General features: G+C 44.0%; 13 protein-coding genes. 6 read left to right on the plus strand and 7 right to left on the minus strand.

Features of this window, described 5'->3' with window-relative positions:
• Positions 1–85 precede the first annotated feature (85 nt).
• The 3 genes from LVQ96_04550 (at position 86) to LVQ96_04560 (ending at position 2,355) form a co-directional block, all read left to right on the plus strand.
• Positions 86–463 (plus strand): hypothetical protein, encoded by a 378-nt coding sequence (locus LVQ96_04550; protein MCW6170425.1) that lies wholly within the window; start codon positions 86–88, stop codon positions 461–463.
• A 255-nt stretch (positions 464–718) separates the two neighbouring features.
• Positions 719–1,393 carry a TylF/MycF family methyltransferase gene (locus tag LVQ96_04555; protein ID MCW6170426.1) on the plus strand — a complete coding sequence of 225 codons (675 nt, stop codon included), beginning with the start codon at positions 719–721 and terminating at the stop codon, positions 1,391–1,393.
• Between the two features lie 113 nt (positions 1,394–1,506).
• A complete protein-coding gene (locus tag LVQ96_04560; GenBank protein ID MCW6170427.1) occupies positions 1,507–2,355 on the plus strand; it encodes an NAD-dependent epimerase/dehydratase family protein in 849 nt (282 codons plus the stop codon).
• Here LVQ96_04560 and LVQ96_04565 read toward each other — a convergent pair.
• From LVQ96_04565 to LVQ96_04575, 3 genes are all read right to left on the minus strand, one after another.
• Complete coding sequence (locus LVQ96_04565; GenBank protein ID MCW6170428.1) at positions 2,342–3,154, minus strand: glycosyltransferase; 813 nt, start codon at positions 3,152–3,154, stop codon at positions 2,342–2,344. The genes LVQ96_04560 and LVQ96_04565 overlap by 14 nt on opposite strands.
• A gap of 84 nt (positions 3,155–3,238) precedes the next feature.
• The gene (locus tag LVQ96_04570) at positions 3,239–4,774 is read right to left on the minus strand and encodes an oligosaccharide flippase family protein (GenBank protein ID MCW6170429.1); all 1,536 of its coding nucleotides are present in this window, start codon (positions 4,772–4,774) and stop codon (positions 3,239–3,241) included.
• A gap of 128 nt (positions 4,775–4,902) precedes the next feature.
• The gene (locus tag LVQ96_04575; GenBank protein ID MCW6170430.1) at positions 4,903–5,913 is read right to left on the minus strand and encodes a hypothetical protein; all 1,011 of its coding nucleotides are present in this window, start codon (positions 5,911–5,913) and stop codon (positions 4,903–4,905) included.
• Positions 5,914–6,020: 107 nt separating this feature from the next.
• Between LVQ96_04575 and LVQ96_04580 the strand changes: the two genes are divergently transcribed.
• Complete coding sequence (locus LVQ96_04580) at positions 6,021–6,182, plus strand: AbrB/MazE/SpoVT family DNA-binding domain-containing protein (protein MCW6170431.1); 162 nt, start codon at positions 6,021–6,023, stop codon at positions 6,180–6,182.
• Positions 6,183–6,398: 216 nt separating this feature from the next.
• On the opposite strand, the gene LVQ96_04585 is transcribed toward LVQ96_04580, so the two are convergent.
• Positions 6,399–7,241, minus strand: a complete 843-nt coding sequence (locus LVQ96_04585; GenBank protein ID MCW6170432.1) for a hypothetical protein — start codon at positions 7,239–7,241, stop codon at positions 6,399–6,401.
• On the opposite strand from LVQ96_04585, the gene LVQ96_04590 reads away from it, so the two are divergent.
• Positions 7,228–8,262: a hypothetical protein gene (locus LVQ96_04590; GenBank protein MCW6170433.1), complete on the plus strand. Its 1,035-nt coding sequence runs from the start codon at positions 7,228–7,230 to the stop codon at positions 8,260–8,262. The two genes, LVQ96_04585 and LVQ96_04590, sit on opposite strands and share 14 nt — an antisense overlap.
• A gap of 29 nt (positions 8,263–8,291) precedes the next feature.
• A complete protein-coding gene (locus tag LVQ96_04595) occupies positions 8,292–9,287 on the plus strand; it encodes a hypothetical protein (GenBank protein ID MCW6170434.1) in 996 nt (331 codons plus the stop codon).
• 17 nt (positions 9,288–9,304) lie between these two features.
• Here LVQ96_04595 and LVQ96_04600 read toward each other — a convergent pair whose 3' ends face one another.
• From LVQ96_04600 to LVQ96_04610, 3 genes are all read right to left on the minus strand, one after another.
• Positions 9,305–10,834 (minus strand): glycosyltransferase, encoded by a 1,530-nt coding sequence (locus LVQ96_04600; GenBank protein MCW6170435.1) that lies wholly within the window; start codon positions 10,832–10,834, stop codon positions 9,305–9,307.
• Positions 10,831–11,916: a hypothetical protein gene (locus tag LVQ96_04605; GenBank protein ID MCW6170436.1), complete on the minus strand. Its 1,086-nt coding sequence runs from the start codon at positions 11,914–11,916 to the stop codon at positions 10,831–10,833. Before LVQ96_04605 ends, LVQ96_04600 begins: the two co-directional genes overlap by 4 nt.
• Positions 11,917–12,395: 479 nt before the next feature.
• A complete protein-coding gene (locus LVQ96_04610) occupies positions 12,396–13,538 on the minus strand; it encodes a glycosyltransferase family 2 protein (GenBank protein ID MCW6170437.1) in 1,143 nt (380 codons plus the stop codon).
• Positions 13,539–13,674: the final 136 nt, after the last annotated feature.

Consider the following 13,674-nt stretch of genomic DNA (forward strand, 5'->3'; position numbering starts at 1 on the left):
TAAACTTCATTATTGTTTATATAATCGATAACCTTTTATAATTCTAACGTATCACTTATAGAAAGCATTAGTTGAGGTGAGAAAGATGATACCAGATGAGAAATTGATAAGGGAATACGCAAAGTACGCAGCAAAGATCAGGGAGATTGTCCAGGAAGAAATAGAGCGGGCTTACAGCAGAGCCGATCCATACCTTCTGAGTGAGATTTCGAGATCAGCGACCATGCCTATAGGCATATGGATGAACTATTATTCGGATACCTCTTCTGTAGGAGCGGAATTAAGCTCTGATGAATTGAAGGAGAAGCTTGGTGTGCTTTCTTCAAAGTTCGAACTGATCGATAGCAACGGATATCTCAAACCGAAGAGGAATCTAGACTATGCAGAATTTCAGTCCCTAAAGAATGAGATGATCCCCCTGGGATACCGCTATAAACTTGGTAAAGGTTTTACTAAGTTATAAAGTTCTGGAATATTCTCTTTGTTCAACAAATAGCAGGATGAATCAATTTCTGCTAATTTAAATATCCTTCGATTCTGTAAATAACTCGCATCAAGAAACCTCTTCATTTTTAAGATTTTTTTAGAGTTATAGCCCCCAGTCACGAAAAGAGGGATATTATTCAGAACTCTTTAATGTGGCCCGTAATTTTTACGTCTCCCTTTCTATTATTTAGATGTAGAAAGGTAAATATACACTTCGGAGATCGTAAAGTGGATGGACATAAGAGAGAAACAGACAATAGCTATGTTATTATGGAGGCGTTATTCCATCACTATCGACAGGATGAACAGGAATGCGATAAACAGAACGTTTGCAGATGGGAATCAGAATGTTCCTGTGTTCGCAGGAAGATCGAAGCAATGGCAGTATATCTATCATGAAATTTTAAAGGATGAGCCGATCGATTATCTTGAGTTCGGTGTTTTTAGAGGGGATTCCATCCACGAGTGGAGTCTCCTGAGCGTTTCTCCGGAAAGCAGGTTCTATGGGTTCGACACATTCACAGGCCTTCCGGAACCCTGGTTCAAGGAGTTTGGAAAAGACGCATTTGATACAGACGGGAAGATACCGGAGTTGCACGATGAACGCGTGACCTTTTTCAAAGGCCTTTTTCAGGATACCCTCAGCAATTTCTTGAAAAGTTATGAGAGAAAGAACAGGATCGTAGTGCACATTGACGCCGACCTCTATTCGTCAACTCTCTTTGTCCTTGTATCTCTTCATCCATACCTCAAAGACGGTGACGTGATAATGTTCGATGATTTTCTCGATCCATTGGGTGAATTCAGGGCTTTCAACGACTACTGCCAGGCATTCAGAGTCAAGCCCAGGACCATTTCAGCGGTGAAATACGGTAAGTTATTTGACAAGACCGCTTTTATGCTCTGAATCTGTGCGATGGCTATCCAATGAAGTGAACCTTTTTTATTCTTTTGAATTATAACCGCATTATGTCCGGAAGGTTCCTAATAACCGGTGGGTAAGGCTTCATCGGAAGGAATATCAAGAATTACCTCCTTTCGAGGGGAGACAGTGCCTACACGCTTGACATCACAGGCAATCCAGATTATCGCGTATCTGTCACGGACTTTCAAGGCCTCATGAACATAGCCGGGAAATTCGACGGGGTCTTCCATCTGGCCGCTGTAACTTCGCCCCCTCAGTTCGAATCGGATCCGTTATGGGGGTTCGAGGTGAATGCAAACGGGACGCTCAACGTCCTGGAATTTGCCTATCGGAAGAACATTCGAAGGGTCGTAATTGCCTCGTCTTCCGCGACCTATGGCAACACGCGAAAAATGTCCGAAGAGGACAATTTGCCGAAGAGCTATGCCAGTATCTATCCGATAACAAAGGTACTCGATGAATACCTCGCCAGGTACTATTCCTCTCTGGATCGCGTGGAATGTGTATCCCTGCGCTATTTCAACACCTTCGGCCCAGGGGAAAACACAAAATCCCAGTATGCCAGCGTTGTCTGGCGCTTCGTCAACTCCCTCAGCCAGGGCGAGAGGCCGGTTATATACGGCGACGGCAATCAGAGCAGGGACTTCATCTATGTCGCTGACACGGCGAGGGCATCGGTTCTCGCAATGCTTTACGGAAGATCCGGCGAATCATATAATATCGGCACTGGTGTCATCACGATGTTCAATGGCATCTACGATATCGTGAAGGAGGAAATGCATTCCTCTCTTGAGGCGGAGTATAAACCGAATCCCTTGAGAAGCTACCAGTACTTCACAAAGGCGGATATCTCAAAAACTGGGCGCGACCTCGGATTCTCTCCGAAATACGACATTCGCTCCGAAGTAAAGAGCATGCTCAGGAACGATATCAGATCCATCTGAATTTTCTATAATATAAATCAACAAGTTTTCTGGGAACATATTTCCACAGTGGCGAGTTTCTCAGTCTAAACGCCAGAGCAGAAACAAATCCCCCCAAGACCATGGACGCCACGTTAAATTTACTTCCATCACCATGATTATACATTACAGAAACTTCGATAGTTTTCATGTGCATCTTCTTGAGGTAAACAAAGAGAGGAGAATAGAAGAATCCATTAGTAATTGTAAGTTTCTGAAATAATTTTTTCGCCATATCAGTTTCCATCATTTTATAACCGCATTGGGTATCTTCAACATCAAGACCAAAAAGTAAGCTTATGTATAAATTATAACCCCTACTAACGAACCTGCGCAATCTTGGAATCTTATTCTCCTTATTTCTGTATCTATTAAAATTAACTAAATCATACTCACCAAGATAGGAAACATATTTTACCATTTCCTTAAACGAGATCGCGCCGTCTGCATCCATTAGCATCACGAACTCCCCTGAAGCAATATTTATGGCCCTCTTTATGGCCGCTCCTTTCCCGCCACGCCCATCACCTTTTGTATAACTCAGGAAAGGATACTCGTATGACATACCCCTAACAAGGGCCTCTGTGCCATCATTACCGTCAATGGAAACAATAACGTCCCACGGAAGATTGTTTGAACTAATATAAGCACATATCTCCTGAAGAACAGGCTTAATCCTGTTCTCCTCGTTGTAGGCAGGGATCACAACAGTGAACGTACTGTCCTTCTCAAAACTTCGACTTAAGTAGGGATGAGACAGAGCTGCCTGATTTATATTCATGCCGATTTCCAATAGCTTAATCGTAGGAAACATTTAAATATTGCCATTTCTCACTCGTCATTAACCCGAAGATGCACAATCTACTCAGGACCAAAGCATGAAGACAAGTCTCCTGATCGACCTCAAATTATTTGATAATATCGACACAAGAAGGTCCCGATCTGTGTGTTCAATCGCCTTCAGAGCCTTTACTAGGCCCAGGTATATCCCTGCCCCGAGGACAATATAAACGGGAAGCAGATAAAGCGACGAACTGACAAGAGTGACCAATAGAAGAACTATGGCAAACATGGTCAACGAGGAGATCCATATCCTGCCGAGAGATTTCAGGTTGAACGAGGAAACTCCCTCCTTCCGGGCAAAGTAGAAAATCATGAGAAAACTTGAAGCGTATACGGAAGAATATCCGATGGAGGCACCAACAAGGCCGAATATCGGAATCAAGGCTATGGATACCGCCACATTAGACGCTAAGGCAGCAGCGCTGGAAAACATAAACACCTTGGTCTTCCGTATAGCCGAAACGGATTGGGACAGCACGTTTATTCCGACAAAGAGCGCTGAGGAAAACATGATAATCGTCAGAGCGTAAGAACCGCTGGTATACTGTGCACCTCCCAGCAGAGCGAGAATCATCGGGGAAAGCGCTCCGATGCCCAGGGCGGAGGGTATGTAAAGAAAAGACAGAATCGTTATGCTCGATCTCACATTCGATCTTATCGCGTCCAGGCGACCGTGCGCGAAAAATTCGGAAAATTTCGGTAAAAGGATGGTTGTGAAAGGAGTCGCAATGAAACCCACGGACGATGTAATCAGAAGGGCAAAATTATAAACGCCGAGCTCAGACAGGTGCATAAGACCTGCAACGACGAACCTATCGGTATAGGAAGCTCCGTATGACATGAGTGAGGAAAAAAGGATCGGCATTGAATACATGAAGAGTACATTGGTGGAAAGCACACTCCCCCTCTCTGGAAATCTATTCTGGATTCTCCATAAAACAACAGCCTCTATAACAACACCAAGAAATATCCCGATGATCCAGGCTATTATTATCGAATGTATCGACCTTATAAAAAATGCGAGAAATATGCCGCTGAAGTAATAAACGGACCATACGACAATGGAAATAATGGCGGACAGCCGGAAAAGTTCCAAACCGATGAGGGAACCGTTCAGAACACCGAGTAATATCGTGCCGAAAACGACGGTCGAGAGCAACCGGACAATGAAAACATACGAATACGATTTGAAGAAGATCATGGAAAGCTCAGGGGCAAGAAGAATTGTGAGCGCAAAACCCAAGGAGGAGAGCAGGAAACCGTAAAGCACGATACGCTGAATCGACTTCCTGGCAGAGGCAAAATCCTCCCTTCCGATGTGAAATGCAACAAAATGCGAAGCAGCTGTTCCGAGGCCGAAGGAGAATATGACGCTGAATAATCCGACGATAGCCATCATGAGCGCAATCGCCCCTACAATGGTAGTGTCAAACAATCGTACAATTATTATATAAAAGATTGCGCCTGAAACGAGCTGCACACCGGACTGCACAGTAAGGTACAGCGCATCCCCCCCGAGAGATCTTACATTCCTTTTCCTGCTTTCTGATTCCGTCAACGTCAGTGGTATATAAATGCATCAATAAAAAGATTGTACTATAAGATGTAAGGAATGCTGTTCGTGAGACATGTCGATCTGGGAATTGTTCTCATTCGGTTAACCTCAACCTGGAATAACGAGAGGAATCATTCTTCCCGATCCAGTGAGATTACCATGTCACTTATTCTGTCAGGCTCTGCATCCACTGCATCATTAAACTCTTCAAGCATGAGCATTGATGTCTTGAAGTTTGATCTCGTTAACTGTTCTATATTCACCCCCAATGGAACCAGGACGCCATCGGCATAGGATGCTGTGATCACCTCCGCATAGACCTTAAGGGCATTTATGACAGACCTCTTCGGTGCACCGGAAGGATCACCGCTCTCCAGGATGTAATTTCTGGGTTTATCTGGAAGTTCTACTCCGAGGAAATCCAGAAGGTTGAGGTCAGCGCTGCTTCTCAGTGGAGCAAAGCTGAGCAGTACCGTTGAGGGTGCGATATCTGCAAGACGGCACAGCCTGCTGTATTCCTGAAGAAGTCCGATCATTTGGGAACTGTCGAACAGTATCTGAGTCGTGAAAAACTGTGCTCCGGAAATGGTTTTGAAAAGCATCCTCTTTGCCTCCTCCCTTCTCTCCGGAAGGCAGATATTACCTATGGTCATACCTTCCAGTCTGTTCAGCGAATTCAGGTGTCTGGCGATGAGATTTGCTTCCGAGACGCTCGGTCCAGGAAAACGATGATGCCTCGTGTTTCCGCCTACAAAGATCATGTTCTTCAACCCAAGGGCATAAGTTTCACTCAGCCAGTCAACAAACATCTCGTACGTTTCCATATGGGCTACGACCTTGTTGACTATCGCATCCTTTCCAATGAGATCCGCTGTTCCCCTGGAGAGCGAGCGCGTATAGATACTGTTGTACCTGGGTCTCCCTTCGTGATTCTCCTCAACAAGCTCCGGAACGCTCACAGCATTGAGTCTCGAGAAGTTCTTGAGCTCATCAGCAAGATCTTTCTTCCTCGATTCAAGGTTTGCCATTATCTTCTGATCATGCGATGGATCGCCAGTACGGTTATCTCGCAGTGGAAGTGCGGTAAATATCAAGGGCTTTTTCCCAAGCGATGAAGAAAAACTATCGAAACTCTTTGTCATTTTAGATTGTTAGGTTTCACTTATATATAGTGATATCGCTGTTTTCTATCATTCAAGCAAAATTAATATGCCATAAGATTTAACCTATCCCATTTATTACCTTATCAATGCCGGACAAACTAATTGCTGTAACAAGAACTTCTTCCAAAGGTTCTTCACTGAGAATAACCCTTCCAAAAGAGGTTGCGGAGAAATTGAATGTGTCAGAATCTGAACATATTGGATTTTATGAAGTTAAGGGCGAAATCCTGGTTAGAAAGATTGAATGACAACAATTGCAAAGTATTAACTGATAGTGGATTTAACCTGCAGTAAAGTTGAAAAGGTCCAGCCTTAACATTGACTGCGGTTGAATCTGGTGCATAGATTTAGAAAAACAATATTTTTCAGAAAGAAAGTGCATTTGAGCCGAGGATGTAATTTTAACGGGGACCTAATGCTGTATAACTTGAGTTATACGACCGAATGAAATACTTCGGTTTCGCTCAAATTATCTCCTTAACCTCAGAATACGGATATATAGCATCAGCCTCGAATCCCGCGAATTCCGATTCAAAATTTACTATTCTGGCTAAAAAAGGGTTTATTAGGTTGGATGGAACGATAGCCACGCAATTTACAACACCTTCTGAGTGCTCTTCGAGATAAGATGCTATTGGAAGTTGATCCTTCAGGATGCGAGAGAGCACCTTTGTCAAGGGTTTGCTCTGAATGGAGGTGAACAACGGTGACCTATCTTCGTCCGCAGGGTAAAGCACAGCATTATTCTTCCCACCTACCCCCCTCCACTCAAGGAAGTATTTCCCGTTTTCCTCCGCCTCACGGTAGGAGAATAAAACGGCAGAGAGTTGGGTCCTCGAGTCAATAGAATCAAGGCTATGTCTCAACCCTTCAGTCTTTCCCAGACGAAAGAGGTTGACAGTTTGATCTGATGAAGTGAGTTTCCTTACAAAATCTGTAACGGCATGCTTATCCGATTCATGGAAACGGCAGGTTGCAAAAATCTGCTTCCTCCATGAATAGATCTCGCTCATAACGAGGGAATTAATGGATGTCGTTGATTCGTGAAGCTTTCTCAAAGAAACCGAGTTCACGATCTCGGATAAAATTACGGATCGCCCCATATGAACAGGTAAGAAGATGTCGTAAACCTCTCTGGGTAAGGATACATTCTCCACAAAAAAGTCGATATTACACTTGCCGCCTGAATCATGAACGTTTAAGGGAAGATGGCAATCTGCGTTAACAACGGAGGAGAGGATAAAGCTATCGACCTCGAACGAAACAGAAAAGGACATGCTCAACCTGGAATCTATGTCGGACAACATTATTTACATAAACGCTAACACATATATTATAGTATTTTTTGTTTTTTCACAGATTCGCGGGAAACATGCGAAAGTATTATTTTATTCTGTGGATTATCCCTCGTTGTTGATAAAGGAGATCGAGAGGAAACTGGATGTGGAATGTAGGTTCGCGATAGTAAGAGGTGGTTCTATGCTCAGCCTTTCGAGGTTTGTGCGATCATCAATTCCTGTGCTGTTTGACGCGTCTTCCGGGAACAACATGTTGACCGCGTACATTCCAAAGGACGAGATAACGACATCCTCTAACTTCACAAAGTTCCTTAACATTAAGAGGGAGACTACTGAAAACATAGTTGTTGATTTTCCACTGGAGATGGAGGTCTCCGACTGTCTTAGGGAAATCAGCATCATTCCGTCGGTATCATCCCTTCTGCTCAACATTGAGGGCGGTAAACTTCTCGTCCGATTCCATTTTCACCACAGTTCCGGTGAGGAACTCTCCCTGCTTCTGCAAAAGTACATGGGCAAATTTTTCGATGAGGTAATAATAAGGCCCGCTCTTGGCATTATTTCTCTCATCCGGAAGAAGGATGAGAGCGTTCCAGTTTCAGTCATAGTCTATGATATCCCGGCAGCCGTGTACACGGATCCCCTCATCGTGCCGATTCTCAAGGAGGGCACAATTGCTGAACTCTCCAACGATACCTCAAAGACAGGTGTCCACAGGGTGATACTTTACACGTCACACAAAATAGAGAAGGTGGGGATTGAGATCTCAAGGGAAGAAGGGATATACGTGGTCCCGGTTAACAATGATTTCCTCAACGCTCTTGTCGATATTCAAAATGTCAATGGTCTTCAGAGATTCTATGTCTTCATTAAATATGTTGGGGACAGGCTAAGGATTATCGTTTTCCTCAGGCAGAAGGATGTGAAAAACTACCTTTCCGTTCTCTTTTCCCTCAGCTCCAAGGTCGGTATCAGAACGACGCTTGTCTTCTCGGACAGAGTCAATGATGGCATCTGGGAATATCTTTAGTAGATGCACTTATTTAGCGGTGAATTCCAATGAAGATTGAGGTTAGCGGAAAAGGACAGTCCAACGGTCTCTCTCGAGAGAAGAATGGGGGATGCGAATTCGGACCGGATACCTCAGGAACTGAAACCTCCGGTATAACTGAAGCCATGGAATCCGTCGACAGCGGAACGATCGTTCTAACAGGCGGGAGGTACATCTGCAGGGATGAACTTACCGTTAAAAGCGGTTTTACCATCGAGGGAAACCAGCATTCCATCATCGTAAATGAGACGAAGCATTTCTTTAAACCTTTCATGACGTTTAAAGCCTATACCTACTCCCCTTTTCTTATTGTAGATGCGAACGGGAGGGGGGGAATATCCATCGGTGAGAATGGAAACAACTCCATTCGCATCGGTTATCTCAAAGTCTATGGCTCTGGGAATGTGTATGACGAAGCATATGGTTCGCAGAACTCTTGCAGGATCTCCGGCTACAATGTGTCGGTAGGAGCGCTCGATATCCTCGGAGGCAACACCGGCCTTCTGGTCGAGAAGGCTGCGGACGTCCGGATACAGGATGTGCAGATAGTGGATTCAGCAACAGGCATAGCGATATCCTCAGATGAGCACGTTTCAATGGGCAGATTCTCGGTGGATTCGTGCTCCTACTGTGGCGTCCAGATTGACGCTTCCGCGGACATCTCAATGAGGGGGATCGTATGGAATAACACCCTCAGTTATCCGAGGAACAGTCTGAAATTCGGTATGCTGATCGGAGAATACTCTGCCGGGAATAAAAATTCATTTCTGGACATAAATGCGAAAATCATTGGCACCGGTGGCACCGCCGTCAAGCTTGGCAACACCTCGCTCAGCCGGCTTGATCTGCTGATATCAAATGAGAGAATGTCAACCGGTGGAAACGAAATCCTCTGTGGCATTGATTACGGAGAAAACATCGATCTGCTGGATATTGAGGCCACTCTGCACAGTATCAAGAATAACACCTCAGGCGAAGCCATCGGTGATCTTAACGTGATCTGATCGGCATCATATCGGTTTCATGCTGTGCGAATAAAGGCGGGTGCGTCAAGAAGAGAGGATTTTGCAGTTCTGTTGAGCCAGAAGATCGGCATGAGTAGGGATAACTGGAATGCAGCCCAGAATGCCGTAATATAGCCATACCATGTTCCCGACCTAAGTAGGAAGGCGATGGAGAATATGAGCATGAACATCAAGGTGAACTGCGGCCAGAACCTCCACCATGGCAGCCTTCCACCAGTGCGTGCAGTGACGAAAGCCCTCTTCTTGTGGAACACTACACCTATGGTGGCCATGATGCTCAGCGGAAAGAGTATGACATTTGATGACATGTTGAAGAAGACTGTGCGAAGGGGTGCCTTCTTGTCAAGATGTGTGATAACGAACGTTCCGAGGTTTATGATCGAATAGGGGAGCCATGCCAGAACGTATACATAGATATTTACGGTAAGGATCCGGACACCTATGACGGCAAGGAATGGCGCGAGAAGGAAGATCAGGTAGAACCAGCCATAAAGGTACCAGAGTGCACTGGAAAACCAGTCTATCTTTGCCTGTATATTGAAGCTTTTATTGAATAGTATTCCCCTGATGATCCTTGGTATGAGGGCAAGGGAGCCACTCGCCCACCTGTACTGCTGATTTATGTACCCGGACATGGTCACCGGCGCACGACCAAAAACGAGTCTCTTATTGTAGTAAAGGGTCTTCCACCCCTTCGAGAGCATAAGAACCGAAGTGGCTATATCCTCAACGATGTTCCCTTCGTCGAAGTATCCCACGCTCGCCAGAGCAGCCTTTCGGTAAATGACATTTGTGCCGCATGAAAAGGCAGTATTGGCAACGCTCTTACCCTCGAGAAGTATATCGTAAAATATGAACTGCTGCCCGTTTGCTATGTTCGCAAGCAGGCCGGTATCGAGATTAGTGTACAGCTGGGGCACCTGCACAAATGCCAGCTTTGGATCACGGTCAAGGAGTTCCACGGGTTCCTTCAGGAAATCTGGTGAGGGCATCTGGTCTATGTCCATGACAGCTACATAATCCTCCTTCAGGCCGGGGATGACATTGTTCAGAGCTCCAGCTTTGTATCCATGTCTGTCTATCCGATGGATATGCGGTATATTAAGGCGTTTACACAGTTCCTCGTTCTGCTTAGCGCTCTCATCCGTGGAATCGTCTAGAACATAAACGTTGGCGGACTCCTTAGACGCGTTCACAATGGCTATTAGATTATTGCGCACCATCGCAGGATCCTCGTTGTACATAGGCACAAGGAGAGCCACACGTTTTCTCTGCGCCCTTATTATCGCATTGTCCTTTGTCTCCGGATAGGAGAGTTTGCTCCTCCTGAAATTCAGGATGTAAGTGAGGCTCTGGAGGCCGAAAAATAGGTTCGCCATCCAGAATACTGTCGAGAAAACGTCATCGACCACGGTAGTCCCAGGGGCATAGGAACCGGCTATTGACGCACCTATACCGACGAAGATGAACGCTATATCAAAAACAAACAAGATAGTAAAGAGACGTATCTCGTTGCGTTCCTTCATCTCGTGCCCTTGTAGTGCTTCAGTATCGATCCGTCAGATGTCTCTTCTTCTCCGGCAGCAACTATACCGTCGGATGTTATTTTGAAGCTAAATGGCTTAGGATCGTATACTCCACCCCTCATCTTTACTATGGAGGCTTTACGCAGATAGTTGTTTCCGTCTGTGGTCTCCAGTTTGATTATGCCAGATACGTAATATTCCTCGATACCGAAAACACTTACATCACTCTTTCTCAGCCCGCTGGTCACAATGACGTAAACACCATCCATCGCCAGGGTGTTGAAGAAGATATTGACAAAATCGTCGTTCTCGACAAGCATCGGCGTTATTGGGTCAATGGCAAGCCTAACGATATCTGAGGTGACTACGGCTTTCTTAATCTCGGTTGTCAACTTCGTTATAAATTTTCTGTAATTCTTTGGATCATCCAGGATCTCTTGCTTGAGTTCCCTGATCTTGTCAGATAATTCCATGACCTCTATAAGGCCATCATTGTAATATTTTTCAAAGCCAAAGGAAAAGGTTTTCGCATTATTGATGAACTCCGATGGCCTCATATCGGACAATATGATCGCACCTTTCTCACCCAGCCTCGCTCCCTGCACGAGAAAATGCGTGCAGCTCGTTGTCTTTCCGGCACCCGCTTTGCCGGATATCATATAGACATTCCCCTTCTTCATAACACCATTAAGCATGCGATCAAAGCCCTTTACGCCGAAGAGGCTCTCTTTTGGCTCAACCTGCCGATCCAACCTCGGGTTAATTATGCTGATGTGATATATACCAGCCAGATTTGATTCTATTTCGTCCATTTCCCTCTCAACAACAAGTGCTTTCAGATTTATTCCACAGTCCTCAGCAGAAGAATTGAAGAGCATAAGATCGTTGACCAATTCGTGTGATTTTACGATCAGTACAACTACTTTGACGTTTTCGTCACTCCTCGACTCCAGCAGCAGATCGAATTTATGAATCACGCCTGACCTGCCAATAAGTGAAGCATTTTGTTTTGCCTCATAATTCTTAATGGAGAATGCCCCAGCGATTTTGGGCACAATGTCATCGAGTTTAAAGGCCATCATTATTAATAGGGTAATGACCAGAGTATAAATATGTCTTTCTCTATTACTGAAGATCAATTCCTTGCTGTGGAACCTTTTATTGTACTTCTAGAATTCTGTGAGGTTCCACTCAATATAGATGTGTTGCCATCCAGGGTACGGATCAATCTTCTTTCATAGAATAACAGATAGCACACGATTTTATTTCTAGGAACATCTTTCTTCACCGATGTTTCCTTTACGCCTCAATCATGAAAAAGGATGCTAACAGTTTTTGATTGTATGTCGCTTCAGCTTTACGGCAATTTATACCGTGTTGAGCTTCACGTTCCTCCCAAATCCTTCAGATGGTCCCATGATTTCAGGATTCATGCGTGTACGAAAAAGCTAAAAATTGGCGGCATTAAAGTTGTATCACAGCTTATGCTCTAGAAAATTGAGGAATTAGTATTAGAGTTGAAATCGTTTTTTTAGCGTAGTTTAGGATCATGGCAAAAATTCTACTTGGGTGCCGGCTTCTTGTAGATGACTTTGAAATCCTTTGGATTTGGCATTTTTATAAGGCTGAAAATTGTTGTCATGTTTTCTATAAGACCAAGAAAGAGGAAAGCAAAAGGGACAACTATAGCGTACTTCCAACTTGTGCCCATAGCTCCTATTTCATACGTGAGAGCAATGGAAATCAAGTTGACTACCGAAAAAAAGAAAATTATCGGATTTAAACCTATTCCAGTTGCTAGGTCGTAAATCCACAATAACTCTGCTACTATTCCAGTTATTCCATACAAATACAACATATAATAAAAATACAATAGCCTTGGATTCATAGATTTCAAAATCTTCTTGGCACCAAATATGTGTGACAGCCATCTTGCTCGTTGGGCAAAAAAATCTCTGATAGTTGTTGGCGGGTTAATAAAAATATTGCAAGGTATGTGATCGATCCAATATTTTTTTGAAATACCATACCCCATGATCAAATCCTCAGCGCCAGCTAGGCCATAATCCCATCCCATTTCGTATTCTATGTCTGCCCTAATGACTAGGCCTTCTCCGTGCACAAACTTCACTTTATTTTTTATGTTGTTATATGTACAGTGTATCCGGCACGTGGAAACTCGAATAGTGTCGAGCATCGCTGTGAGGTTATTCCCTGTATAGTCTCTCAACTTCACAGAGCCCTGGCCTGCAGGGGATGTCATCGTACGAACATATTGAATATAGTCTTCGTTCACATATGAGTCGTCATCGAGATGGATAATGTAGGTCTCGTGACCATATCCAAGATCGTGTAATACTTCGATTCCATATTGGAGAGCTTGCATCTTTTTTGTTGATCCTTTTAGTGTTGAATATTCCTTTGGGACCTTTATCGTTGATACACCATAATCAAAATTATCGTAATACTCAGTTAGAACGTATATAGTATCTTTAAATTTGTAAGATGAAATTCTTTTTATGATGGATAAGGTTGATTCGGTATTTTCTCCATTAGTGACAATTTCAATTATTACCCTATTATAGATTTTTCCAGGAACAGGCGATACATTGAAAAGAGTAAGCCGTGGTGGAGATTTTGGTCGCCAATTCCTTATTCCGGTCATTAAGAATATTCCAATCTTTATTAGTACGTAAATAGCCATAGGCAAATAAATAACGATCAATATAGAGATAGTGTATTGAATCTGCTGTAAAATTGAAAAGGTCCTGCACAATTCGGATTTGAAGAGGCGAAACTATGCAGGACCAGTTAGATGTAGTGAAAGAAGTAATAAGTAT

The sequence above is a fragment of the Thermoplasmatales archaeon genome (assembly GCA_026127925.1).
Classification (GTDB): Archaea; Thermoplasmatota; Thermoplasmata; order Thermoplasmatales; family Thermoplasmataceae; genus JAKAYB01.

Bases quoted from the DNA above. Each gene is read 5' to 3' on its own strand.
- LVQ96_04595 (MCW6170434.1), top strand. From the start codon at position 8,292: ATGAAGATTGAGGTTAGCGGAAAAGGACAGTCCAACGGTCTCTCTCGA.
- LVQ96_04575 (MCW6170430.1), bottom strand. From the start codon at position 5,913: ATGACAAAGAGTTTCGATAGTTTTTCTTCATCGCTTGGGAAAAAGCCC.
- LVQ96_04610 (MCW6170437.1), bottom strand. From the start codon at position 13,538: ATGGCTATTTACGTACTAATAAAGATTGGAATATTCTTAATGACCGGA.
- LVQ96_04600 (MCW6170435.1), bottom strand. From the start codon at position 10,834: ATGAAGGAACGCAACGAGATACGTCTCTTTACTATCTTGTTTGTTTTT.
- LVQ96_04550 (MCW6170425.1), top strand. From the start codon at position 86: ATGATACCAGATGAGAAATTGATAAGGGAATACGCAAAGTACGCAGCA.
- LVQ96_04590 (MCW6170433.1), top strand. From the start codon at position 7,228: ATGTCGGACAACATTATTTACATAAACGCTAACACATATATTATAGTA.
- LVQ96_04580 (MCW6170431.1), top strand. From the start codon at position 6,021: ATGCCGGACAAACTAATTGCTGTAACAAGAACTTCTTCCAAAGGTTCT.
- LVQ96_04605 (MCW6170436.1), bottom strand. From the start codon at position 11,916: ATGATGGCCTTTAAACTCGATGACATTGTGCCCAAAATCGCTGGGGCA.
- LVQ96_04585 (MCW6170432.1), bottom strand. From the start codon at position 7,241: ATGTTGTCCGACATAGATTCCAGGTTGAGCATGTCCTTTTCTGTTTCG.
- LVQ96_04555 (MCW6170426.1), top strand. From the start codon at position 719: ATGGACATAAGAGAGAAACAGACAATAGCTATGTTATTATGGAGGCGT.
- LVQ96_04565 (MCW6170428.1), bottom strand. From the start codon at position 3,154: ATGAATATAAATCAGGCAGCTCTGTCTCATCCCTACTTAAGTCGAAGT.